Source organism: Vibrio tapetis subsp. quintayensis, from assembly GCF_030409945.1.
Classification (GTDB): Bacteria; Pseudomonadota; Gammaproteobacteria; order Enterobacterales; family Vibrionaceae; genus Vibrio; species Vibrio quintayensis.
On record NZ_JAUFQV010000028.1, the window covers coordinates 251664 to 277201 of the forward strand.

Annotated in this window: 21 protein-coding genes and 1 other RNA gene; 4 read left to right on the plus strand and 18 right to left on the minus strand. The window is 45.2% G+C overall.

The features are described 5' to 3' along the window. The first annotated feature begins 4 nt into the window (after nucleotides 1-4). From coaE to yacG, 3 genes are read left to right on the plus strand one after another with little or no spacing between them, the layout of a single operon-like run. Complete coding sequence (gene coaE, locus QWZ04_RS14515; RefSeq protein ID WP_290328988.1) at nucleotides 5-604, plus strand: dephospho-CoA kinase; 600 nt, start codon at nucleotides 5-7, stop codon at nucleotides 602-604. Between the two features lie 41 nt (nucleotides 605-645). Next, nucleotides 646-1386, plus strand: a complete 741-nt coding sequence (zapD, locus tag QWZ04_RS14520; RefSeq protein WP_290328989.1) for a cell division protein ZapD — start codon at nucleotides 646-648, stop codon at nucleotides 1384-1386. A 25-nt stretch (nucleotides 1387-1411) separates the two neighbouring features. Further along, nucleotides 1412-1621: a DNA gyrase inhibitor YacG gene (gene yacG, locus QWZ04_RS14525; protein ID WP_290328990.1), complete on the plus strand. Its 210-nt coding sequence runs from the start codon at nucleotides 1412-1414 to the stop codon at nucleotides 1619-1621. A gap of 131 nt (nucleotides 1622-1752) precedes the next feature. Here the strand turns inward: yacG and mutT are convergent, their stop codons facing one another. The 18 genes from mutT to rsmI all read right to left on the minus strand — a co-directional run bounded on the left by mutT (nucleotide 1753) and on the right by rsmI (nucleotide 23658). After that, entirely contained in the window at nucleotides 1753-2160 is a 408-nt protein-coding gene (gene mutT, locus QWZ04_RS14530) for an 8-oxo-dGTP diphosphatase MutT (RefSeq protein ID WP_290328991.1), read from the minus strand. A 101-nt stretch (nucleotides 2161-2261) separates the two neighbouring features. Further along, nucleotides 2262-4985, minus strand: a complete 2724-nt coding sequence (gene secA, locus QWZ04_RS14535) for a preprotein translocase subunit SecA (protein ID WP_290328992.1) — start codon at nucleotides 4983-4985, stop codon at nucleotides 2262-2264. Between the two features lie 389 nt (nucleotides 4986-5374). Then, nucleotides 5375-6292, minus strand: a complete 918-nt coding sequence (gene lpxC / locus QWZ04_RS14540; RefSeq protein WP_290329182.1) for a UDP-3-O-acyl-N-acetylglucosamine deacetylase — start codon at nucleotides 6290-6292, stop codon at nucleotides 5375-5377. 101 nt (nucleotides 6293-6393) lie between these two features. After that, a complete protein-coding gene (gene ftsZ, locus QWZ04_RS14545) occupies nucleotides 6394-7632 on the minus strand; it encodes a cell division protein FtsZ (RefSeq protein ID WP_290328993.1) in 1239 nt (412 codons plus the stop codon). Between the two features lie 29 nt (nucleotides 7633-7661). Continuing rightward, nucleotides 7662-8927, minus strand: a complete 1266-nt coding sequence (gene ftsA / locus QWZ04_RS14550; protein ID WP_290328994.1) for a cell division protein FtsA — start codon at nucleotides 8925-8927, stop codon at nucleotides 7662-7664. Next, on the minus strand, nucleotides 8920-9696 hold the full coding sequence (locus QWZ04_RS14555; RefSeq protein WP_290328995.1) for a cell division protein FtsQ/DivIB: 777 nt from the start codon (nucleotides 9694-9696) through the stop codon (nucleotides 8920-8922). The genes ftsA and QWZ04_RS14555 overlap by 8 nt, the downstream gene beginning before the upstream one ends. A 205-nt stretch (nucleotides 9697-9901) precedes the next feature. Continuing rightward, entirely contained in the window at nucleotides 9902-11362 is a 1461-nt protein-coding gene (gene murC, locus QWZ04_RS14560) for a UDP-N-acetylmuramate--L-alanine ligase (RefSeq protein ID WP_290329183.1), read from the minus strand. A gap of 13 nt (nucleotides 11363-11375) precedes the next feature. After that, the gene (gene murG / locus QWZ04_RS14565) at nucleotides 11376-12437 is read right to left on the minus strand and encodes an undecaprenyldiphospho-muramoylpentapeptide beta-N-acetylglucosaminyltransferase (protein WP_290328996.1); all 1062 of its coding nucleotides are present in this window, start codon (nucleotides 12435-12437) and stop codon (nucleotides 11376-11378) included. Continuing rightward, nucleotides 12424-13629, minus strand: coding sequence for a cell division protein FtsW (ftsW, locus tag QWZ04_RS14570; RefSeq protein WP_290328997.1), 1206 nt, complete (start codon nucleotides 13627-13629; stop codon nucleotides 12424-12426). Before ftsW ends, murG begins: the two co-directional genes overlap by 14 nt. A 19-nt stretch (nucleotides 13630-13648) precedes the next feature. Then, nucleotides 13649-14986, minus strand: coding sequence for a UDP-N-acetylmuramoyl-L-alanine--D-glutamate ligase (gene murD, locus QWZ04_RS14575; protein ID WP_290328998.1), 1338 nt, complete (start codon nucleotides 14984-14986; stop codon nucleotides 13649-13651). A gap of 37 nt (nucleotides 14987-15023) precedes the next feature. Further along, entirely contained in the window at nucleotides 15024-16106 is a 1083-nt protein-coding gene (mraY, locus tag QWZ04_RS14580) for a phospho-N-acetylmuramoyl-pentapeptide-transferase (protein WP_290328999.1), read from the minus strand. Further along, the gene (locus tag QWZ04_RS14585) at nucleotides 16106-17464 is read right to left on the minus strand and encodes a UDP-N-acetylmuramoyl-tripeptide--D-alanyl-D-alanine ligase (protein WP_290329000.1); all 1359 of its coding nucleotides are present in this window, start codon (nucleotides 17462-17464) and stop codon (nucleotides 16106-16108) included. The genes mraY and QWZ04_RS14585 overlap by 1 nt, the downstream gene beginning before the upstream one ends. Continuing rightward, nucleotides 17461-19005 carry a UDP-N-acetylmuramoyl-L-alanyl-D-glutamate--2,6-diaminopimelate ligase gene (gene murE / locus QWZ04_RS14590; RefSeq protein ID WP_290329001.1) on the minus strand — a complete coding sequence of 515 codons (1545 nt, stop codon included), beginning with the start codon at nucleotides 19003-19005 and terminating at the stop codon, nucleotides 17461-17463. The genes QWZ04_RS14585 and murE overlap by 4 nt, the downstream gene beginning before the upstream one ends. Next, nucleotides 18959-20704 carry a penicillin-binding transpeptidase domain-containing protein gene (locus QWZ04_RS14595; RefSeq protein ID WP_290329002.1) on the minus strand — a complete coding sequence of 582 codons (1746 nt, stop codon included), beginning with the start codon at nucleotides 20702-20704 and terminating at the stop codon, nucleotides 18959-18961. Before QWZ04_RS14595 ends, murE begins: the two co-directional genes overlap by 47 nt. Continuing rightward, nucleotides 20701-21024, minus strand: coding sequence for a cell division protein FtsL (gene ftsL, locus QWZ04_RS14600; protein ID WP_290329003.1), 324 nt, complete (start codon nucleotides 21022-21024; stop codon nucleotides 20701-20703). The genes QWZ04_RS14595 and ftsL overlap by 4 nt, the downstream gene beginning before the upstream one ends. Before the next feature lie 12 nt (nucleotides 21025-21036). Beyond that, on the minus strand, nucleotides 21037-21987 hold the full coding sequence (rsmH, locus tag QWZ04_RS14605; RefSeq protein WP_290329004.1) for a 16S rRNA (cytosine(1402)-N(4))-methyltransferase RsmH: 951 nt from the start codon (nucleotides 21985-21987) through the stop codon (nucleotides 21037-21039). A gap of 186 nt (nucleotides 21988-22173) precedes the next feature. Continuing rightward, an RNA gene (gene rnpB / locus QWZ04_RS14610) (RNase P RNA component class A) lies at nucleotides 22174-22583 on the minus strand. Nucleotides 22584-22785: 202 nt separating this feature from the next. Beyond that, a complete protein-coding gene (gene rsmI, locus QWZ04_RS14615; protein WP_290329005.1) occupies nucleotides 22786-23658 on the minus strand; it encodes a 16S rRNA (cytidine(1402)-2'-O)-methyltransferase in 873 nt (290 codons plus the stop codon). A gap of 70 nt (nucleotides 23659-23728) precedes the next feature. On the opposite strand from rsmI, the gene QWZ04_RS14620 reads away from it, so the two are divergent. After that, entirely contained in the window at nucleotides 23729-25522 is a 1794-nt protein-coding gene (locus tag QWZ04_RS14620; protein ID WP_290329006.1) for a penicillin-binding protein activator, read from the plus strand. The last annotated feature ends 16 nt before the right edge of the window (nucleotides 25523-25538 follow it).

Sequence of the window (25538 nt, forward strand, 5' to 3'; positions counted from 1 at the left end):
AGTTATGGCACTGATTATTGGCTTAACCGGCGGCATTGCCAGTGGTAAAACAACCGTCGCGGATCTATTTCAACAGCATTTTGACATAGACCTTGTGGATGCTGATATCATAGCCAGACAGGTCGTTGAACCTCAAAGTGCAGGGCTTGCAGCCATAGAACAACATTTTGGTTCTAGCGTTATTGCAAACGACGGTACACTCAACAGAGCAAAACTCAGAGAGTCCATTTTTTCTTCTGAACGAGAGAAACAATGGCTTAATAGTTTGCTTCACCCGTTGATCCGTCAGCAGATGCAGCAAGAGATCAAACAAGTACGATCGCCATATGCATTATTGGTGGTACCCTTATTGATTGAAAAGCAACTACAATCGATGGTCGACCGTATTTTGGTTATCGATGTTAAAACCCAAACACAGATTCAACGTACCATGCAGCGAGATCATGTCAGTGAGCAACAAGTTAGATCGATCTTAGCTTCACAGATCAGTCGAGAAGAAAGACTTAGCCATGCTGATGATGTTATTGATAATAGTTACTCAAATGACGAACTTTTCCCTCAGATCACTAAATTGCACAAGAAATATCTGGCAATGTGCGATTAAATTCGGTGAAATAGCAGGTAGAGGACGAGAAAGGCAACTTCATGACCACGCATAAATTTGAACACCCGCTTAACGAGAAAACACGTATCTACTTGCGAGTGGAGTCACTATTGCGCCAAATGAATCATGCTGCTCAACATGTAGATGGCTTTCATTACCAATTATTCTTTCGTCCAATGTTTGATATGCTGGATATATTCGAACAAATTCAGCTGAAAACTGAGCTCGCTAAAGATCTTGAAAAACAAAGACTCAACTATAAAAGCTGGCTAAACGTTGAAGGCGTCGACCAAAACACACTGCTGACCATTTTAGAGCAGATCGATGTCATCCACCGGGATCTGATGTCTGCTCAACGATTCGGTCAATCTTTAAAAGAAGACCGTTTTCTAAGTGCCATTCGCCAACGATTTAATCTACCCGGCGGTTCTTGTTGCTTTGATCTGCCAGCACTACACTTTTGGCTACATCAGCCGGAAAGCAACAGGCTGCGTGATATTGCTCGCTGGCAGAGCAGCTTGAAACCATTGACTGAAGCCCTACATTTATGGCTAAAGTTATCGCGAGAAACCGGCTACGAAAAACCACAAATTGCACGAGCTGGCTTTTTCCAAAGTGATGCTGAAGAAGCCAATATATTACGCTTATCCATCCCATTACAATATGGCACTTATCCAATGATATCGGGCCATAAAAACCGTTTTGCTATCAAGTTTATCTCATTTGAAACTGGCCAAGCCTACCCAAATGACGTTGAATTTGATCTTGCCATTTGCAGCTAGTATCACCCTTATAAATAGAGCCAACATGACTAAAGTAACCATCGTTAAATGCCCAACCTGTCAAACCGACGTTGAATGGAATGAGCAAGCAACCTATCGCCCTTTTTGCAGCAAGCAGTGCCAGTTAATCGATTTTGGCGAGTGGGCCGATGAAGAAAAGGCCATTCCAGGCGCACCCGATATGTCAGATTCAGATGGCTGGTCAGAAGATGGGTATTTGGATAAAGAACTATAGGCTACGGGCTACGGGCTACGGGCTACGGGCTACGGGCTACGGGCTACGGGCTACGGGCTACGGGCTACGCAAGGTGTTTATTTCTAATAATATGCCCAACACAAGCCCTTCTTTTCCTTATGCCTAGCGCCTTATGCCTTCCCACCATACTCTTCAAGCACTTTATTAAGCACGGGAATATTAGCTTCCGGAAATTCAAAATCCGTAAGCTGATGAATATCAACCCATTGGCCTAATTGGCCTTCTTTTCCATATGGCTGATGTTTAAACTCAGTCACTACGAAAAAATCAAACTCTAAGCTTTTGTCCGAATAGTCGTGCTGTAAGTGCTGAAACAACGCGAGTTGAGTCACTTCAATACCAATTTCTTCAAATAGTTCTCGTACAGCCGCATCTGAGGCATTCTCCCCATCTTCCACCTTTCCCCCGGGAAACTCCCATAAGCCACCTTTGTGAGCCTTCTCAGGGCGTTTTGTGATGTATACTTGGGTTTTCTCTAAGTTAAATATGACGCCAGCTGCAATATGGATTCGTTTCATGTTAATTCTCTTGTAGTCAAAAGGATCGGGATCAATGAACTTACAGTCAAAAAAAGAGCCGCCTAAGGCGACTCTGATTTCAATGCACAGGCTTTAATCGATTAGATTTTGCCGTGACACTGCTTATATTTCTTACCTGAACCACATGGGCAAGGCTCATTTCGACCTACTTTGCGATCTTCACGCTGCATAGGTTGTTGCCCTGCCGGCTCTTCTTCACCATCGGCCAGTTGGTTTTCAGCAGACTGGTGCTGGAATTGTTGACGACGAGCCGCTTCTTCAGCCTGCGCTCGACGATTTTCTTCCATACGTTCCACTTCTTCTTGTTGTTGTACGCGAACTTTACTCAGAACCGTCACCACATCTAATTTCAATGCATCAAGCAGCTCTTCAAACAGTTCAAACGATTCACGCTTGTACTCTTGTTTCGGGTTCTTCTGCGCATAACCACGCAAGTGAATGCCTTGACGAAGATGATCCATCGCTGCCAAGTGTTCTTTCCACAGCGTATCCAATGTTTGCAACATCACTGATTTTTCAAAGTTACGTAAAACGTTCTCGCCAACCACTTCTTCTTTTTGCTTGTAAACTTCAACCGCGGTAGCAAGAATGCGCTCACGCAGTGCTTCTTCATACAACTTGTCGTCTTCGTCCAACCAAGTTTGAATGGTCAAGTCTAAGTCAAACTCAGCTTTCAGACGCTCTTCAAGTCCTTTAATGTCCCACATGTCTTCAAGAGACTGCGGTGGGATAAACTCGTTCAGTAATGTTTCAAATACGTCTTCACGGTTGTGAGCAATCATGTCGCTGATATCATCAGCACTCATTAGCTCATCGCGTAGTTCGTATACCACTTTACGTTGGTCATTTGCTACGTCATCAAATTCAAGTAGCTGCTTACGTATATCAAAGTTACGGCCTTCAACTTTACGTTGTGCCTTTTCAATTGAACGAGATAGCATGCGACTTTCAATCGCTTCGCCCTCATCCATGCCGCTTTGAATAAGCCCTGCCATACGCTCTGAAGTAAAGATACGCAGCAGTGAATCTTCCATCGACAAGTAGAAACGTGAAGAACCAGCATCACCTTGACGACCAGAACGACCACGTAGCTGGTTATCAATACGACGAGATTCATGGCGCTCTGTACCAATGATGTGCAAGCCGCCCGCAGCCAATACTGCATCGTGGACTTCTTTCCAATCTTCTTTGATTTTAGCAATTTGAGCGTCAGTCGGATTGTCTAGCTTAGCAACTTGGCTCTGCCAGCTACCACCTAGTACGATATCCGTACCACGACCAGCCATGTTAGTTGCAATAGTAACTGCACTTGGCGTACCCGCTTGTGCAACGATGTCGGCTTCCATTTCGTGGAACTTGGCATTCAAAACGTTATGCTTAATTTTTGCCGTTTTGAGTGCATTTGAAAGTAGCTCTGATTTTTCAATCGAAACGGTACCGACCAATGTCGGCTGACCTTTCTCAACGCGTAATTTAATGTCTTCAATAATGGCATTAAATTTTTCAGTCTCTGAACGATAAACCACATCAGGCATATCATCACGAACCATAGGTTGGTTAGTTGGAATAACCACGGTTTCAAGACCGTAAATGGACTGGAATTCAAATGCTTCAGTATCAGCCGTACCTGTCATGCCAGAAAGCTTATCGTAAAGACGGAAGTAGTTCTGGAATGTGATAGAGGCCAACGTTTGGTTTTCGTTTTGAATCTTAACGCCTTCTTTTGCTTCCACCGCTTGGTGCAAGCCTTCAGACCAACGACGTCCTGGCATAGTACGGCCAGTATGCTCATCAACGATAACCACTTCACCTTCAGGTGAAACAATGTAATCCACGTCTCTTTCAAATAACACATGAGCACGTAATGCCGCATTCACGTGATGGAGTAAGCTAATGTTAGTTGGAGAGTAAAGTGTATCTCCCTCTTCCATCAGTCCATTTTTAACCATTAGCTCTTCAACAAATTCTTGACCTGTTTCTGTCAGGTGAACTTGCTTAGATTTTTCATCTAATGTGTAGTGGCCGTCACCGCGGTAATCTTCAGTGTCTTCTTCTGCTTGACGTTCAAGGCTTGGGATCAGCGTATTAATTTGAGTGTATAGCTCAGAGCTGTCTTCCGCAGGGCCCGATATAATCAATGGAGTACGAGCTTCATCAATTAAGATGGAATCCACTTCATCGACAACAGCAAAGAAACGCTCGCGTTGAACACGGTCTTCACTGCGGAATGCCATGTTGTCACGTAGGTAATCAAAACCAAATTCGTTGTTTGTTCCGTAAAGAATATCCGCTAAGTACGCTTGTTTTTTCTCTTGTGGTGGCATGTTTGGCACGTTAATGCCCACGGTCATACCTAAGAATTCAAATAGCGGGCGGTTCGTTTCGGCATCACGCGTTGCTAGGTAGTCATTCACGGTGACAATGTGAACGCCTTTACCCGTCAGTGCGTTTAGATACGCTGGCAGTGTTGCAGTTAGTGTTTTACCTTCACCTGTACGCATTTCTGCGATTTGGCTACTATTGAGTACCATGCCACCGATAAGCTGCACATCAAAGTGGCGCATACCGTAAACACGCTTAGAAGCTTCGCGAACGGTCGCAAAAGCTTCTGGAAGTAGGCTATCAAGCTCTGCACCGTTTTCTAGGCGCTCACGAAATTCAAGCGTCTTAGCTTTTAGCTCATCATCAGATAACGCTTCAAACGTTGGCTCGTAATTATTAATTTCTTTTACTATTTTTCGTAAACGGCGCAACGTTCTGTCGTTACGGCTGCCAATCACTTTTGTCAGTAGCTTAGTTATCATTGTTTATGAATCTCTCTGTTCAGATCGCGCTCGATCCATCCTAATTGTGTTCAGTCTCTACCAGTTCAATACAAAGAATACTGAGTTAAATCATATCTAGTCGATATTGTGGCGTAGTGAGCGAATTTCAAGCGTCAATCACATATTTCAATTTTGCAAAGTATATTAAGTGATTATCTCGCTAACGACCATGGCTATTACCATTTGTTTGAGTTAAGTACATAAAATTAACGTTTAATCGCTTAGTTCTTCATCATAGCTAAAAATAACTCGTCGCCATTGCCACTATTGTTCGCCAGAATGCGCCACATAGCAACGCGACCAACGAATTCAAGGCATAAAAAAACCAGACCGAAGTCTGGTTTTCAAGGGAATCTATTTCATCTTGTTTACGCTAAAACCATATTTGGTTCAGCAAACGCAACCGGAGAGCCAGCCTCTTCTTCAAAAGTAGCCCATTCCCATGCTTCTTGATCAGCAAGTACCGCACGCAACAATTGATTATTCAATGCATGACCAGATTTGTAAGCACGTAATTCGCCAACAATACTATGGCCACACATATAAAGGTCACCAATTGCATCTAAGACTTTATGAGTCACAAACTCGTTATCAAATCGCAGGCCTTCTTCGTTCAAAATACGGTATTCATCCAATACGATAGCGCAATCAAAACTGCCGCCTAGGCATAAGTTTTGAGACTGGAGGTATTCGATGTCACGCATAAAGCCAAATGTACGGGCGCGAGAAATATCTTTAACGAATGCTTGAGTTGAAAAGTCAAAAAGAAGGTGTTGTTCTTCCGATTCAATAGCCGGATGATCAAACTCAATAGCAAAGTCCATGCGAAAACCGTCGTGTGGGACTAATTCAGCCCACTTATCACCATCTTCGATGCGTACTTTTTTCTTGATTCGTACAAATCGTTTTGGTGCATTTAACGTTTCGATACCAGCCGATTGTAATAGGTAAACAAACGGGCTTGCACTGCCATCCATAATCGGAATTTCAGGTGCATCGACCTCAATAATGACGTTATCAATACCCATACCAGCCAGAGCAGCACTTAAGTGCTCAACAGTTGAAATACGGATACCTTGGTCATTAACCAATGCTGTACATAACATCGTATCACGGACAGAAGCCGGGTCTGACGGAAAGTCGACAGGGGGTTCAATGTCTGTGCGTCGATATATAACACCGGTATTTGCAGGTGCAGGGCGCATCGTAAGCGTGACTTTACGACCAGAGTGTAATCCCACTCCAGTTGTTTTCACCATCTCTTTAAGAGTACGTTGCCTGATCATCATTACCTCGCCTACTACTAGTATTAAATGTACGGCCTATCTATTACGGCCGAACATCCTAACACGTTTTTGACAAATATCAATCGAACTAAGGTCAATTATCAGTCAGCTTGGCGACGTAAAAACGCCGGAATATCCAAATATCCGCTCTCTTTTTCTTGCTTAGGTGCTGCGCTAGCGCCACCTACAGCAGGAGATGCTGGTGTACTTGGAGCCGTCTGAGGCTTCACTTCGTTCTCTTTATGCAAATTATTTGTTTGCAAAGTTTGTGCCGGTTTTTCTTCTTTTTTCGCTACTGTTGCTGGTTGCACTGTTGGTGTTACAGGCTGAGGCGACTGAGCTTTTTGAGTATTACCTGTCACTAACGTGATTTCAGGCTTTTTCTCAGTACCGATACCCGTAGCGACTACAGTCACTCGGATTTCGTCCGTCATGTCTGGGTCTAGGGATGTACCGATAACAACCGTTGCGTTATCTGATGCAAAGGCTTTTACAGTATTACCTACAGTTTCGAATTCGTCTAGGCGCATATCCAAACCTGCTGTGATGTTCACAAGAACGCCACGAGCACCTGCTAGATCGATATCTTCCAACAGTGGGCTAGAAATTGCCGTTTCTGCCGCTTCTTCTGCACGGTCTTCACCGCGAGAGATGCCGCTGCCCATCATTGCATGTCCCATTTCAGACATAACAGTGCGAACATCCGCGAAATCGACGTTGATCATGCCAGGGCGAGTGATCAACTCAGCAATACCTTGAACCGCATTTTTAAGTACGTCATTCGCACTTGCGAAGGCTTCCAGTAGTGTTACACCACGGCCAAGTACTTTCAGCAGCTTTTCATTTGGAATAGTAATCAAAGAATCGACGTGCTTAGAAAGCTCTTCGATACCTTGCTCTGCAAATGCCAAACGTTTTTTGCCTTCAAAGCCAAATGGCTTAGTTACGACAGCAACAGTAAGAATACCGAGCTCTTTCGCAACTTCAGCAATGACTGGTGCAGCACCGGTACCTGTACCACCACCCATTCCAGCAGCTATAAATACCATATCGGCACCAGTTAAAATTTCTTTAAGCTGATCTCGATCTTCTAGTGCCGCTTCACGACCAACTTGTGGGTTTGCACCCGCACCCAAGCCTTTCGTGATATCGCCACCAATTTGAATCACACTGTTTACGGTCGTTTTGCGTAGCGCTTGTGCATCCGTGTTAACGCTGATGAATTCCACGCCTTCAATAGACTCACGCACCATGTGCTCAACGGCGTTACCACCGCCACCACCAACTCCAACGACTTTGATTACCGCATCGTCAGACATTTCCATCATCGGTTCAAACATTTGTTATCTCCGTTTTCCCTGCTGTCAGGTTAAAACTCTTTCTGAATCCAATTACGCATTTTTGCCAACAAACCAGTGACGTTACCGCCACGCTTTGGTTCATTGTAGTCGCCGTCCTCATTGAACTGGCTGTCTTTTGCGTAATGGAGTAATCCAACCGCCGTAGAATGATACGGCGCCTTAACATAATCAGTTAACCCACTTACTTCTAGTGGCTTACCAACGCGTACTTGATTGCGGAATACACGCTCCGCACACTCAACTATCCCTTCTATTTGCGCAGCGCCGCCAGTTAAGACCACACCTGCTGCCAAGTGATGCTTAATGCCATCATTGCGCAATTTTTCTTGAACAGTATCAATAGTTTGATTTACCAAGCCCATGAGCTCAGTGTATCTTGGTTCTATTACTTCAGATAACGTCTGTCTCTGTAAGCTACGCGAAGGGCGTCCGCCTACACTCGGGACATTAACGGTATCATCTTTGCTGACCAATTCGCTCAATGCACAGCCATACTTTACTTTTATTTCTTCGGCGTCGCTCACTGGCGTTCCAAAAGCAAAAGCAATGTCACTTGTTACTGCATTTCCCGCATAAGAAAAGACTTCTGTGTGTCTGAGTGCACCACCTGTCCAGATGGAAACATCCATGGTGCCAGCACCAATATCGACGACACATACACCTAGTTCGCGCTCGTCTTCAGTAAGCACAGCATTACTTGATGCTAGCCCAGAGAAAACTAATTGTTCAACTTTAAGGCCACATCGTTCAACGGCCTTTATAATATTGCGTGCCATATCGTTATGGCAAGAGATTAAATGAACGCTAACCTCCATTCGAACCCCTGAAAGTCCAAGAGGGTTCTTTATCCCTTCTTGGTAATCAATGGTGAACTCTTGAGGAATTACATGCAGGATTCTCTGTTCATCGCCAATTTTTATCGATTTGGCCGTATGAATCGCGCGATCCATATCATCTTGTGAAACTTCTTCGTCAGAGATGGTACCCATGCCCTTTTCGATGCGGCTACCGATGTGGCTTCCCGACAAAGAAATAAACACACTGCTGATTCGGCACTCAGCCATCAATTCAGCTTGATCAACAGCGCGTTGCACTGACTTGACCACTGACTCTAGATCGTTTACACCACCCTTATCCATACCTCTGGAAGGGCTTGAACCTGCACCAATAATGTTAATCTGACCATCTGGTAAACATTCGCCAACCAATGCTGAAACGGTCGCGGTACCAATATCAAGACCAACGATTATGTTGTCATCTGCGGTCTTAGTCATTTACTCTCTCTTGTATCAAATCTTGTTCCGGAAACCACCCAACGGCAGCCCCCGTATCATACCTGAGATCTATATGGCTGATTTTCTCAGCTTTATTTCCCAACTTCTTATAAAGCAAAGTAAATCGTCTAACTCTTTCTTCAAGCGCTTCTTTACCTAGCTCTAGGCGAATTCCACTTGATAGAATCACTTGCCATGCGCGCCTATCGTTTAACACAAGCGATGACACATGTAAGCCAAGTGGTTCAAGTAGGCCATCTATTTTAGCCCAAGCTTCCACCACTTGATGGTTACTGCCTTCAGGGCCATATAGTTTTACTTTTTCTGCATCTAAAGAGGCAATATCAGCAAAGAAAATATCCCCTTGCTGATTCAGTAAATCCATACCATTCCATATGGCTAGTGCTTGGTGCTCAACAAGATAGACCTTTACAGTTTCAGGCCACTGTTTACGAATTGAAGCATAAGCCACCCAAGGTAGCTCATTTAATGCTTGCTGCAACTCATCAACATCTTGCGACATAAATGTGCCAATGTGTTCAATTGAACTTAGCGCCGTCTGCACATCTTCAATATGCACATAATGTAATTGGCCTTCGACCACGAGTTCCGATAATGGTAGTCGTTGGTCATCTAACATCCAATTAAAGGTGGATATCAGCATGCTTGCGATACCAAACGTCACTACTAACAAAAAAACCAGACCAACGATCTGTTTTCTTGCCAACGTCCCTAAGGACATTCGTTCTGCCGCTGTCGTGTTAGTCATCCAGTATCATACCAAGTGTCGTGAGCTAAATTTCATAGAGATTAACGACTAAGCTCTCGTTTTTTGGTATCCAAGCTTCCAAATACATTTATAATTCCACTTAACCTACCGATTATACTGGCCAATAGCCTAGTGTCTATCCGCGATGGCAATAAATATGACCAATTCTGACTTATGGGTTAAAAACCTAGCACATTTCACATCTCTACGCTTGTTTTAACTTTTCGATGTCTAATTCTAATACTTCTAACTGTTTGGCTACCTTGCCCACGTCACCCGCACCTTGCGTAAGCACTAAGTCACCATCTTGCAAGACGTTAGCCAGTACATTAGGCAGTTGACCTGATTCAGGAACAAAAATCGGGTCAATTTTTCCTCGGCTACGAATGGTACGACAAAGTGCGCGGCCATCGGCACCCGCAATCGGCGCTTCGCCCGCAGAATACACATCCAACATGATAAGCACATCAACCTTTTCTAATACGTTCGCAAAGTCATCGTACAAATCGCGGGTACGACTGTAGCGGTGTGGTTGGAATATCATGACCAAACGCTTATCTTCCCAACCGGCGCGAGCGGCTTGAATTGTCACGTCAACTTCACTTGGGTGATGACCATAATCATCCACCAACATTGCGGCGCCATTACCCGTTTCGAATTCACCTAAATGATCAAATCGACGGCCAGTTCCCTGTGTGCCCGCCATCGCTTTGAGGATCGCTTCGTCACTTACGTCATCTTCAGTCGCGACGGCAATCGCAGCCGATGCGTTTAAGGCATTATGTTTGCCCGGAATATTTAGAGTAATATCTAAATTCGCTTTGCCTTGACGAACAACGGTAAATTTACCTTGCTGCCCTTGTTGGCGGTAGTTCTCAAGCCTTACGTCTGCATCTTCAGAGAAACCATAAGTGATCACCTGGCGACTAACACGTGGAATTAATTCACGTACTACCGGATCGTCTATACACATGATCGCTTGACCATAAAACGGTAAGTTGTGTAGGAAGTCGATAAAGGTTTGCTTAAGTACTTCGAAATCGCCGCCATAGGTGTCCATATGATCGGCTTCGATATTGGTAACAATACTCACCATTGGCTGTAAATGTAAGAAAGACGCATCGCTCTCATCTGCCTCTGCGATAAGAATACGACTCGAGCCTAACCTTGCGTTTGTACCAACACTTTTGACTAATCCACCGTTTACGAATGTTGGATCAAGGCCAGCCTCAGAATAAATTTGGGTGACCAAAGCGGTGGTCGTTGTTTTACCATGAGTACCTGCGACAGCGATACCATGCCTAAAGCGCATCAGTTCAGCGAGCATTTCTGCACGACGTACGACGGGAATTCTTCGTTCTTTAGCCGCGACAAGCTCCGGATTTTTTTCATTAATCGCGGTTGAAACAACGACAACGCTCGCCTTTTCGACGTGCTCAGCACTGTGACCAAAAAATACATGAGCACCTTTACTCGTCAAGCGTTCCGTTACTGGATTTGCCGCGAGATCTGAACCTGTGATGTGATAGCCTTCATTAAGCAGGACTTCGGCGATACCGCTCATACCTGCTCCACCAATCCCCACAAAATGAATCGTTTTTACACGTCGCATTTCAGGGATCAACGCACGGATTTTAGAAATATCTTGGTTATGTTCAATCGTCATCACTTGGTACTCATTATCTTGTTAGTTGACTAATGGCATCCGCCACTACTTTGTCAGCGTCTAATTTTGCTTCAGAGCGAGCTTGCTTTGACATTTCAAGCAAAGCCACTCTGTCTAATTCTTTAATTTGTTGAGCAAGACCCATCGCGGTTAAATCCGGTTGCTCTATCATCTTAGCTGCACCAGCGTTCACCAAATGGTCAGCGTTTAATGCCTGCTGGCGATCTTTATGCATAAATGGGACAAATATCGCCGCTACTCCAGCAGCTGATAATTCAGAAACGGTCAGTGCTCCGGAGCGGCATACCACAATATCTGCCCACTCATACGCGCAGGTGACATCATCGATAAATTCGGTGACTTTAGCACCAATCACGCCATGACTTTGATAGTCTTGTTCAACGCTTACTTGATTGTTTTTTCCCGCTTGATGCCAAACGGTATAATCAGAACCAAGTTCTGCTAGGGCCGTTGGTAACGTTGTATTCAAAATGCGAGCGCCTTGACTACCACCCATAACCAATATTCTTATCGCGCCCTCGCGGCTTGCAAGTCGTTGTTCTGGTGCAGCGATAGCCACAACGTCTTCTCGTACTGGGTTACCGACAACAGGGGCATCAGGAAAAGCGCCCGAGAATGCTTGAAATACGCGTTTAGCAATTTTTGACAACCATTGGTTAGTTAAACCTGCCACTGCATTTTGTTCGTGCAGCACAACAGGGATACCACTTAACCAAGCAGCGATACCGCCGGGGCCACTCACGTAGCCACCCATACCAAGTACCGCATCAGGCTGCCAACGTTGAATGTGTTTACGGGCCTGTATGATGGCTTGGAAAATCTGCCACGGCGCCTTAATTAGCTTCAATAAACCTTGGCCTCGTAAGCCCTTCACTTTAATGAAATCAATCTCGATGCCATGCTTTGGAACCAAATCGGCTTCCATTCTATCTTCAGTACCTAGCCAACGAATCTCCCATCCTTGTTGCTGCAATTTCTTAGCAACCGCAAGCCCAGGAAAAACGTGACCACCGGTGCCACCAGCCATGACCAATAAACGCTTATTTTTGTTCATTATCTGTCTTTTTAATCTCTGCTTGATCTGACGGGCCAGCAATGCGGCTTTCATGATCAATTCTTAATAAAATGGCCACCGCCACACTCATTATAATGAGGCTCGAACCACCATAACTTATCAATGGTAAGGTCAACCCTTTCGTTGGTACCATTCCAGCCGCCGCACCGACATTAACCAGAGTTTGAAAAGCAAACCAAATACCAATACCAAACCCAAGATAGCCGCCGAAGACTTTGTTTGCCTCAAACGCTCTCTTTCCGATAAAAATAGCTTTAATTACTAGCGCAAAGATCAGTATCAACACCAAACTCACGCCAATGAAGCCTAGCTCTTCTGCCATCACAGCAAAAACGAAGTCGGTATGCGCTTCTGGTAGGTACTCTAATTTCTGGATTGAATTACCTAACCCTTGGCCAAACCAATTTCCTCGGCCAAATGCCATTAGTGATTGGGTCAGCTGATAACCACTGCCAAATGGGTCACTCCATGGGTCCCAAAAGGACGTCACTCGCCGAACGCGATAAGGCTCGACCAAAATCAGGACGACAACCCCAGCTACGCCAACGATCACCAGAGCCAAAAATTGCCACAACTTAGCCCCAGCAATAAATAACATACCAAACATGGTCACCAGCATTACAACGACCGTACCCAGATCAGGTTGGCCCAGCAATAAAAAAGCCAACAGACCAAACACCATGATCGGCTTAAAAAAACCGCCAAAGAAGGTACTTCGAACTTCTTCTTGTTTACGGACTAAATAACCAGACATGAACATGAACAAAGATAACTTAGCAATTTCTGCTGGTTGTAAGTTAAATAGCCCAAGGGGAATCCAGCGAGATGCACCATTAACCGATTTACCCGCAACCAGTACGACAATGAGCAATACAAAAGAGAGAGTCAGTAAATAATGACTGTAACGAAACCATTTCTCTAGCGGTATTTGCACGACCACTGTCGCCGTACAAAGAGACAAAAATAGAAAGGCACAGTGACGATACATAAAGTGAAACGGGCCGTCGGTCAACCGAGTACTAATCGGAAACGATGCCGACGTTACCATTACAAGCCCGATCAACATGAGTCCGATCGCGATCCAAACCAATTGCCGATCATAGAACGCCTCTGGAGACGGCCTGAATAACCAAGCGTACAAGTCAGATATGTTTTCTTTAAGCTTACCCACTTAAGCGTCCATTCAACCGTTAAACTTCTAGATTCGCGTATTGCTGCGCCAATGCTGTAAACGCATCACCACGAGCCATAAAATTCGGGTATTGATCAAAACTGGCACACGCAGGAGACAACATAACAATGTCTTCGTCTGCGACTTCAGAGGCAATATATTCCATTGCTTGATCCATCGTATCCCAGCGCTTCGCCGATGAATGTAGTGGCATAAACTGTATACCGTCATGTCCAAAACAGTGCAATTGAACAGGAAGCTTATTCAGCACTGGAGCCAAGATAGAAAAGTCTGCTCCTTTACCATCACCACCGACAAGTAAATGCAGTTGTCCTCGGCATTCCAATCCAGATAATGCCGCTAACGTACTGGCGACATTGGTCGCTTTTGAATCGTTAACCCACTTGACCCCATTAGCATACGCAACGACTTGGCACCGATGCGTCAGGCCTTGGTAAGATTTAAGTGAATCCAGTGTTTTTTTGTAATCAATCCCAGCCGCTTTTAGTAATGCCATCGCCACCAGCGCATTGGTACTGTTGTGCTTGCCGACTAAGCTCATTTGATTGGCTGGCATAATAGGTTGGTGATGCTCAGATAAATAAGTAACGCCATCGATAATTGAAAGACCGAAAGCATTTGCATCATCGTCGTCACCAAAGGTCACGACATCGCCAGTAAAGTTAGGGTTAGGCCACGTTGCTTTATCTGCTCGATTTACTACGGCTACTTGGCTATGAGCAAAAATACGTTGCTTTGCTTGTCCATAACCTTTCATGCCGTCATAGCGATCCATATGGTCTTCAGACAAGTTCAAATACGCCGCAGCAGCAAGATGTAAGTTTGATGTGGTTTCTAGCTGGAAGCTCGAAAGTTCTAGGACGTACAAATCGGCATCTTGCTCTAATAAATCCAAAGCAGGTACACCAATGTTGCCACCAACACCAACGTTTAGCCCGATGGATTTAGCCATAACACCTGTTAAGTCAGTCACGGTGCTTTTACCGTTTGATCCGGTAATCGCCACTACGGGCTTGTTCACGGCCCACGCAAACAATTCAATATCACCCACAACAGGAATGTTCGCCTTCAAGGCTTGTTGAATTTCAGGTGTACGCAGCGCAATACCCGGGTTTGCCACAACCAGATCAGCATCAAGTAACCACGCCATATTCCAGCTACCAGAGTGGAGTTTAATGTCGGCAGGCAGTTTATCTTTAGCCGGTGGCTCAGCACGTGTGTCTATGACTTTTACATCGACATTAGGTTGTGCTTTCACGATATGATTAACGACAGAGAGCCCGGTAATACCGAGCCCTACAACCACAACCTTATTGATCTCTTGCCAAGAGTTCATTCATTCTTCCTTGCGCCAATAGGCTGCTTACATAAGATTAACGCACTTTCAGTGTCGCTAAGCCTATTAATACCAAAACAATTGAGACGATCCAAAAACGAACAATAACGCGAGGCTCAGGCCAACCTTTTAGCTCGTAATGGTGATGTATAGGGGCCATACGGAAAATACGTTGCCCGCGCAATTTGTATGAACCTACCTGCAAAATAACAGATACCGTTTCCATTACAAATACGCCGCCCATGATCACCAACAACAATTCCTGACGGACCAAAACAGCAATCGTACCTAATGCGCCACCTAATGCTAATGAACCAACATCGCCCATGAACACTTGTGCTGGGTAGGTGTTAAACCAAAGGAAGCCAAGACCAGCACCAACAATTGCCGTACAGATTACCACTAACTCACCAGCGTGAGGAAGATATGGAATGTGCAAGTAGCTCGCATAGTTAACGTTACCCGTTGCCCATGCAATCACGGCAAAGCCTGCAGCAACCAAAACAGTCGGCATAATTGCTAAACCGTCTAAGCCATCAGTTAAGTTAACGGCATTACTGGTTCCTACAATGACAAAGTACGTCAGTAATATGTAGAGAATACCCAACTGCGGCATGATGTCTTTGAAAAATGGCACAACGAGTTGCGTTGCTGCGGTGTCTTTACCGTAAGCATATAACGCAAACGCAACCACAAAGGCGATGGCTGACTGCCAGAAATACTTCCAACGAGCAATAAGACCATCGGTGTTCTTACGTACGACTTTACGATAATCATCCACAAACCCGACCACACCATAACCAAGCGTGACAAACATTACCGCCCAAATGTACGGATTAGATAGGTCAGCCCACAAAAATACTGTGATCGCAATTGCAGCTAAAATCATCAAGCCACCCATAGTAGGCGTACCGCGCTTACTAAAGTGAGACTCAGGGCCGTCATTACGCACAACTTGGCCGATTTGCAGCATTTGCAAACGCTCAATTAAGCGTGGTCCCATCCACAAAGACAGGCCTAATGCTGTTAATACACTTAAAATCGCTCGAAACGACAAGTAGTCAATCAAACGGAAAAAAGAAAAATATGGCTGAAGTAAGTCTGCAAGCCAGATAAACATTATAAAATCTCCTTCAAAGCAGCAACGATCTTGCTCATCCCTGCGCTATTCGCACCTTTCACTAATAAAGTGTGGGTTGAGTTGCTGTTATTATTCAAATGCTGCTCAATATAAGTAATCATCGCTTCGTGACTCTCAAAGTGCGTGCCATGACAAATGTCGCTGATTACTTTTGTGTCCTCGCCAAAGGTAAGAACATGTTCAAAATCAAATGGGGCAGCATGTTGTCCGACTTGTCGATGAAGTTCAAGACTTTCCTGCCCTAATTCAGCCATAAAGCCCAAAATAAGCCAGCGTTGCCCCTGATAATTTGCCAGTAAATCCACGGCCGCTTTCATCGCTGGCACGCTGGCGTTGTAGCTATCATCAATTAAGCGAACATCTTTCTTCAGTTCCATGACTTCGACTCGACCTGATACATTAGTCATGTTAGCCAAGCCATGTTTGATTTCTGTCAAGCTAGCGCCAGCATTCTGTGCGATCGCCGCCGTTGCTACCGCATTTGATACATTGTGAGCACCTACTAACGTTAGCGTTACCGAGATATCACCCAATGGAGTATGTAAGCAAAACGTCGCAAGACCCTGCTCATCCAATTCAATGTCAGAAGCGTAAAAATCGGCTTGGCGATTTTGCTGAGAAAAAGTAACCACTTTTTTATCCGCTAACACGTCATGCCAAAATTTTAGACCGTTACTGTCCATATTCACGACGGCGATATCGCCTGAATTCAGCCCTTGATATATTTCGCCTTTAGCTCGCTTTACACCATCGATGGTACCGAAACCTTCAAGGTGAGCCGCAGCAACGTTATTCACCAGAGCGATGCTTGGTTTTGCCAATTGCGTGGTATAGGCGATTTCATTGAGGTGATTGGCACCTAATTCTATCACCGCATAATCTTGTTTAGCATCACGACGGAGCAGAGTTAACGGAACACCAATATCATTATTAAAGTTACCCGCCGTCGCAAGCACGCTGCCGCGTTGCTGTAATATCGCCGCCAGCATTTCTTTTACGGTGGTTTTGCCACAACTTCCAGTTAAGGCCATCGTCTTACATGGCGATTGTTGGTGAACCCAAGCCGCAATATCACCCAAGGCTTGTTTGGTATTATTCACAACAAGTTGGGGGATATCTAATGGCAACGGCCTTTCAACAACAATTCCGCTTGCTCCATTTAACATGGCTTGTTCACAAAACTGGTGGCCATCAAAACGCTCACCCACCAAAGCAATGAACAACGAACCTTTATCTATGGTTCTGGTGTCCGTCGAAACAGCAGAAATATCAGCATCAATGCCAATTAATTTAGCTTGTAATTCAGACGCCATTTGCTGCAATGAAAAGTTGATCATTTGGTCAGCTCCAGTAATTCCATCGCAGTTTCACGATCTGAGTAATGGATGGTCGATTCAGCCATAACTTGGTAATCTTCATGGCCTTTGCCCGCCAGTAAAATAATGTCGTTTTCATCCGCATGGCTAAGTGCATGTAAGCACGCTTGATAACGGTCATGCTCAACAATTGCTTTGTCAGGTTCAGCCATTCCAGCCAACATATCTTTGACGATAATGGCAGGATCTTCTCCGCGAGGATTATCATCGGTCAAAATACAATGATCACCAAGACGTTCAGCAATGTCGGCCATCATAGGTCTTTTACCTGTATCTCGATCACCACCGCAACCGATAACAGCCCAAAGCTTTCCTTGGCAATGAACACGCAATGCTGACAGTGCTTTTTCTAATGCGTCGGGTGTATGCGCGTAATCAACGACAACTTTTGCTTTACCCGCTGTTTGAAACAATTCCATACGACCAATGACTGGCAGTAATTTTGGCGCCGTATTTAGCAATTGTTGTTTATCGACGCCTAGAGTTAACAAACTGGCCAAGGCCAACATCAAGTTACTGGCATTAAAAGCACCAATCAAAGGCGCCTGCAATGTACCTTTGCCCCAAGAGCCATCAAATTTGATATCAATACCTGTTTCCGAATAATCAACATGCGTCGCAAACAGGCTTTGATTAGGCGCTTGAGCTAAATCGGCAGACTTGTGATTAAGCGAAACTGCCACATTGTTTGGCAGTATTTGTAACCAACTGGCTCCTACTTCATCATCTATGTTAAGCACAGCGTGTTGGCATTGATGGTCTCGAAACAGAGACAATTTTGCATTGGCGTACTCTTCCATCGTGCCATGATAATCAAGATGATCACGGCTCAGGTTAGTAAAAATGCCCACTTTGAAAGACAAATCTCTGACTCGGCCTTGAACCAATCCGTGAGAGGACACTTCTAATGCTGTGTACTTAGCTCCTTGCTGAGCCAAACTCGCTAGCGTATCAGCAATTTCAATGGCATTGCCCGTGGTGTTTGCTGCCGCTTGAAGATCAGAAAGGAACCCGTTTCCGGTTGTGCCCATTACTGCTGACTTTTCACCGACCAAGTCTAACCACTGCGCGATGAGCTGGGTAATGGTCGTTTTGCCATTAGTACCAGTAACACCAATTAGCCCCATTTCAGACTGACCATAAAAACGTACGGCTAATGCAGACAAAACCGCATCTAAATCCTGAATATAAATCACAGGGACTGAACCTACAGACTCAACAAGGCCATGTATTTTTTCATCACAAGCTTGTGCCAATACCGCGTTAGCTCCTAACGTTAAAGCTTTTTCAATGTACTTTCGACCATCAACAGCATGGCCTTTTATAGCAACAAACGTATCCCCACTTTCCACTTTACGGCTATCAAGACGCAGTTGATTCACCATTACATCTTGTGAATCGGTTAAGGATAAAGAAACCCATGGTTTTAGTAATAACGTAAGCTGATGCACGTAATTAACCTCTGTTGCTAGAATTAAACTGATTTTCGTCTGGCGCGACATTCAAAATTTGTAGCGCTCCTTTCATCACTTCCGCAAAGACTGGAGCCGCAACTGCACCACCATAATACTGGTCACCTTGAGGTTCATTGATGACCACCACCAATGCCACTCTTGGGTTACTTACTGGCGCAATGCCTGCCGTGTAAGCAAAATATTCGTCGCTGTAGCCACCGGCCGTCGCTTTTCGTGATGTTCCCGTTTTCGCCGCAATGCGATAACCCGGAACAGCTGCTCGGGTTGCAGAGCCGCCTTTTTGGGTAACCTGCTCCATCATTTCGAGCACCATTTTAGCGTTATTTCTGTCGACCACTGGAGTTGATATATCTTGCCCATTGTCTTTTACGATATGAAGCGGACGATAGACCCCATAATTGCCGAGAGTTGCATAGGCATGCGCTAACTGAATAGGAGAAACAGCAAGGCCATAACCAAATGATAATGTGGCGATTTCAAACTTAGACCAACGGCGACGGCTCGGGAAAATTCCGGAAGTTTCTCCCACCAAATTAAGGCCACTGGTTTCACCAAATCCAACCGAACTGTACATACCCAACAAAGCCTCAAGCGGCATATCTAGAGCTAGCTTTGCCACGCCAATATTGCTGGATTTTTTTAGGATAGTGGTTAGGTCAGCCTTACCGACTTTAGAAACATCCCTGACTCGGCTGCCCCCCAATTGCATGATGCCATTGCCCGTGTCTATCACTGTGTCTTTATCCGCTGTGCCGTTTTCTAACGCGGCTAACACGACAAATGGTTTCACTGTGGAGCCAGGTTCAAAAGCGTCGGTAATCGCACGGTTACGCATTCGATAGTTCTGTAGTTGGGAGCGATTGTTTGGGTTATATGATGGGGCATTCACCATACTCAACACTTCGCCTGTCTTTACATCGAGCATGACGATCGAAGCTGAGGTTGCATTATAATCCGCAACCGCCTGTTTGACCGCACGGTAGGCAATAGCTTGAATTCGTTGATCGACGGTCAACTGTAGAGGTTCGCCCTGTTCACGCTCTTCTAATGAAATATTTTCAACCACGCGACCAAATCGATCTTTACGTATCGTTTTCTTACCCGCTTCGCCAGTTAACCATTGATCGTAAGTACGCTCTACGCCTTCAAGTCCGTGGCCATCAATTCCGGTCACACCTATTAAGTGTGCGCTGACCTCACCCGACGGGTAATAACGGCGAGACTCTTGCTTTAGGCCTACCCCTGCGAGTTTTAATTCCCGAATGTAGTTAGCCATCGCTGGGCTCACTTGTCGCTGTAAATAAATAAAGCGACGAGTACTGTTTTTCTTAATTCGATTAAGCAATTTTTCCCGGTCGACACCCAATACATCGGCTAATGCATGCCAAGGTTCAATGGGGTTAAGTCCACCTTCTTTAAAAATGGTTTTCGGATCGGCCCATACTGCATCAACAGGCACACTGACCGCTAAAGCTTCGTTATTTCTTTCAGAGATGATACCGCGAGCGGAGGGAAGCGCTTTGACACGAACCGAACGCATGTCACCTTGGCGAATCAGGTTGTCTGGCTCGATAATTTGAATGTAGGCAAGTCTGGAAATCAATGCGGCGAGTGCTACAAAAACAAAAAACAGTAATGTACGAAAACGCCAAGGGCTCAAGCCGACCACTGGCGATTCCTTTGCGCTTTGGTTGTTACTTTTCTTCGGGCGAGGTTTGGTCGTCATTTTAAGGACACTATCACTTCTTTGTCTGCATCTGGTCGCCTCATATCAAGTTCAGTGGCGGCCAATTGCTGAACTCTGGTGTGCTCAGACAAAGCATTCTCTTCTAGGATGAGGTTACGCCACTCATTATCTAATCGATCACGCTCTGTTAGTGCGTTGTCTCGCTGATGAATGGCTTGTCGTGCGTCATGAGTGGTATGAACGATCCACATAGCGGAACCAAACGCACACATCATCATAAGCAAAGGCCAACGCCCTACGGTTAGTAAGTCTTGACCAATGTGCTTTGCGAGATTGATACTTGGTGTTTTATCACTCATGACATTTAGCTACTATAGTTTTTCGCCAATACGAAGTACTGAGCTGCGTGAGCGTGTATTTTCATCCACCTCAGCATCACTTGGCTTGATGGCTTTGCCGACGGTTTTCATTGCCGCGCTGCCTAACTCAGCAATTTGCGCTTCTGTTAATGGCAGGCCATGAGGCACTTGCGGACCACGACTTTCTTTACGCATGAAGTGCTTAACCATACGATCTTCAAGAGAGTGGAAGCTGATCACCGATAAACGGCCTTCTGGAGCCAAAATAGATAATGCACCCTTTAGCGCGGTATCGATCTCATCTAGCTCACTGTTAATGTAAATACGAAATGCTTGGAAGCTACGTGTCGCTGGGTGTTTTTTCTCTTTGAAACTTTTTGGTGCTGCTTCAGAGATGAGCTTAGCTAACTGGCCAGTACGTGTCAGAGGTTCGTTTTCCTCGTTTTCACGATACGCGACAATCGCCTTTGCTATTCGTCTTGCGTGCTTATCTTCGCCAAACTCGCGAATAACCCAAGTGATATCATCTAAATCTGCTTCTTGCAGCCACTGAGAAACCGGCATACCTGACGTTGGATCCATACGCATATCCAGCGGCCCATCTTTCATGAAACTAAATCCACGTTCAGCGTCATCAAGCTGTGGAGAAGAAACACCTAAATCCAGTAATACACCGTCCACTTGACCGACTAAATCATAACGTTCTGCGTATTCAGCCATGCCTGAAAAAGGACCATGAACAATGGTAAAACGAGGGTCGTCAATTTTTTGAGCTTCAGCGATCGCCGTTGGATCTCGGTCAATACTGAATAAGCGACCATTTTCACCCAACTTAGAGAGAATCGTGCGGCTATGACCGCCACGGCCAAACGTACCGTCAATGTAAGTGCCGTCAGGTTTAATTGCTAAGCCATCAATAGATTCGTTAAGCAAAACTGAAATGTGTTTAAAAGATTCGGTCATGGTGTTCTCGTTAGATGTACTTAGCTTTAAAAGACGAAACTCTAGTGTACTGATTTAAGATCGTCTCGCCACTCCCTAAACAAGGAATCGGGTGATTTAGTGCCAAGTTTACGGGATTAATAATTAACTGCGTCAATATAACGCAAAAAACCCATCACCGCGGTTAAGCGGTGATGGGTCTCGTATAGGTGGAGTTGACACATACGCCGGGTTCTGTCTCCGCTTGCGCGGCGGTAACCATTCGTCTAGGCCTGCAATCGCTCACAGGCTCAAGCAATCTACCCGCCCCCATACGCGAGCAACGCAATGTGAGGGCCTATTTGATCTTGCTCCGGGTGGAGTTTACCTTGCTACGCACTGTTGCCAGACGCACGGTGCGCTCTTACCGCACCCTTTCACCCTTACCTGTGCTTACTTCCCTACTCCGAAGAATAAAAGAAGATTAAGCCATCGGCGGTTTTCTCTCTGCTGCACTTGTCGTGAGCTCGCGCTCCCCAGGCGTTACCTGGCACCCTGCTCTATGGAGCCCGGACGTTCCTCCCCTCCATCAGTCTCCCGAAGGACATCAATGAAGCAGCGATTACCCAGTCAACTCCGATGGCGGATTGTATAGAGAAAGAAGTAACGTGTCTAGCAAAGAGAAAGCTTTCAGCCAATATCACAACCGACTGGCGAGATTATAAGCAAATGCAGCCCACCTTTAACCTACCCCACCAACCCCTTGACTCCTAACACTCCGCTTTTAGCACTTAGCACTTAGCCTTTCGTACTTCGCTTTTAGTACTTAGCTTTTAGTACTTAACCTTTAGCACTCAAATGCTCCAATCCCCACTTATACAGCGCATTTTTCTTAAGATTGTAGATTTCAGCCGTCAATGCGGCCGCTTTCTTAAGGGGCAACTCTTTTGTCAAAATAGCCAGAGTTCGTGTTGCTTCGTCAGGTAGCTCTTCTGAGACTTCTTCACGGTGACCATGAATCAGCAGTACCATCTCGCCGCGCTTACGGTTATCGTCTTCTTCGATCCATGGAATCAAGTCCCCCAGAGGCATGCCTTGAATCGTTTCAAAAGTCTTAGTTAACTCACGAGCCATCACAACTTCGCGATCTGGTCCTAAGATTTCAAGCATATCCGCTAATGAATCCATTATACGGTGTGGCGATTCATAGAAAATACACGTACGCTCTGCTTTGGCGATTTCTAAGAACTTATCTTTGCGGCCTTTACTTTTGGCAGGTAAGAAGCCTTCAAAGCTGAAACGGTCAGAAGGCAAACCCGATGCACTAAGTGCTGTGATAACCGCACACGCACCAGGTAATGGCACAACCCTGACACCGGCTTGACGACATTGAGTCACCAAATGATAACCTGGGTCACTGATAAGCGGCGTTCCCGCATCAGAAACCAGTGCAATTGAAAGTCCTTGCTGTAATTTTTCGACTAACACTTGCGCTTTTTGCTGCTCATTGTGATCATGTAAGGCAAAGGTTTTGGTTTTGATGCTGAAATGAGACAATAAACGGCCTGTATGGCGCGTGTCTTCAGCTGCAATCAAATCAACGCTATGAAGCACATCCAGCGATCGTTGGGTGATGTCGCCTAAATTCCCAATAGGGGTTGGCACAATGTAGAGAGTTGGGATCTCTGACGGGGAAGTTTTTATGTCTGTCATTTGTTTACCATCACTTCAACGATTAATATAGAGATAACTTTTGTATTTTGTTAAACAAGAACTCACAGCTATGAAGAACAAAAAAAGAATCAGTGTACCACGCCTTCTTACACCCATTGCATTGGCAATTACTTTAGCTGCGTGTTCTTCCAGCCCGCAAGCGCCAACCGCAGTTGATATAACCGCAGCACCGACACAAAGTGCACAATCTTACGTCATGCAAGCGGATAGCCTACAAGGCAACATTCAAAACGACTTGCTGATCATGGCGCTTAAGGCCGCGACCCAAAACCAAGAATGGAATCAAGCCAATCTTCTGTCTAAACGTTTAGCAAAACAATCCCTCAGCCCTGTTCAAATGGCAGAGTGGCAGTTAGCGCGGGCGCTGATCCTAACGCATGAACACTCTCCACAACAAGCGCTAAAACAACTTAACTTTCAGCCTTGGTGGCCATTAAGTAATTCTCAGTGGATCAGTTACCATCAGCGCAGAGCTGAGCTGTTTGAGCAGCTGCAAGATCATTTCAACGTAAGCCGTGAATACATCTTATTGAGCAACTACCTAACGGACGATGAACAAGAAGCCATTGCTAATAAAGTATGGGCAAGCTTACACCTTTACTCTGAATACGAATTGACCGCTCAGGTCGCAGAGCAAGACGAAGACGTATTAGATGGCTGGTTGCAACTAGCGATTTACATGAAAACTCTGGCTAACAACCCAGCCCAACTTAAAAATACGCTCGAAAAATGGTTAGCCGAAAATAACTCGCACCCTGCTAGCTTATATACACCGGTTGATATTCAAGCAATTCTAGATCTTGAAATCATCAAACCTCAAAATACGGCACTATTGCTACCTCTGAGTGGAAAATACGCGTCACAGGGGCAATTAGTTCGTGATGGCTTTATCCATGCCATGTTAGATGACTTCAATCGCGATGCTGACGCAACGCTAACGGTATTGGACTCCGAAGCTCTGTCTATGGAGCAACTACAAAAAGAATTGGCAGAACGTAATGTCGACTTTATCGTTGGGCCACTGCAGAAAAACGAAGTTGAGCAACTGCAAAATACAACGCAACTGCCTATGCTTGCACTCAACATTCCCGACCAACCGCTTGCCGATAATCGCTTTTGCTACCTAACGCTTTCGCCTGAACAAGAAGTTGCGCAAGCCGCGAAGCACTTGTTTAGCAATGGCTACCAATACCCGCTAATTCTGGCTCCAAAAGGTCGCCTTGGTGAACGTGTTGCAGCAGCATTCGAGAAAGAATGGCAGAAATACAGCAAGAATGAGGCGGCTGTCAGTTACTTCGGCAACAAAGCACAATTGCAAAACAACATAAATTCCGTCTTTGGCCTTAATAGCAGCCAAGCTCGTATTGCCCAATTAAACAAACTGATTAACATGGAAACTGAGTCTCAAGCTCGTAGCCGTCGTGACATCGACTCTGTTTATATTGTGGCTAAAAATGACGAACTGACCTTGATTAAACCGTTTATCGAAGTTGCTATTAACCCTGACAGCACACCACCAAAATTGTTCTCCAATTCGCGAAGCAATAACGGCAGCAAGCGTCAATATGAAGACTTAACCGGCGTTGCTTACAGCGATATACCGCTACTATTGGATCAAAACTCTTCGCTCAATAACAAAATTGATACCCTATGGCCGAAAAGCAGCAACTCAGAAAAACGTTTACACGCGCTTGGTATGGATGCTTATCGTTTGATTGTTGAATTACCACAAATGAAAGTGGTTCCTGGCTATCAGGTAACCGGTCAAACAGGCATTCTGTCGATAGACGAGCAATGCGTTGTTCAGCGAGAAATCGGCTGGTCTGAGCATGGTAAACTATGATAAATAGAACCTATAG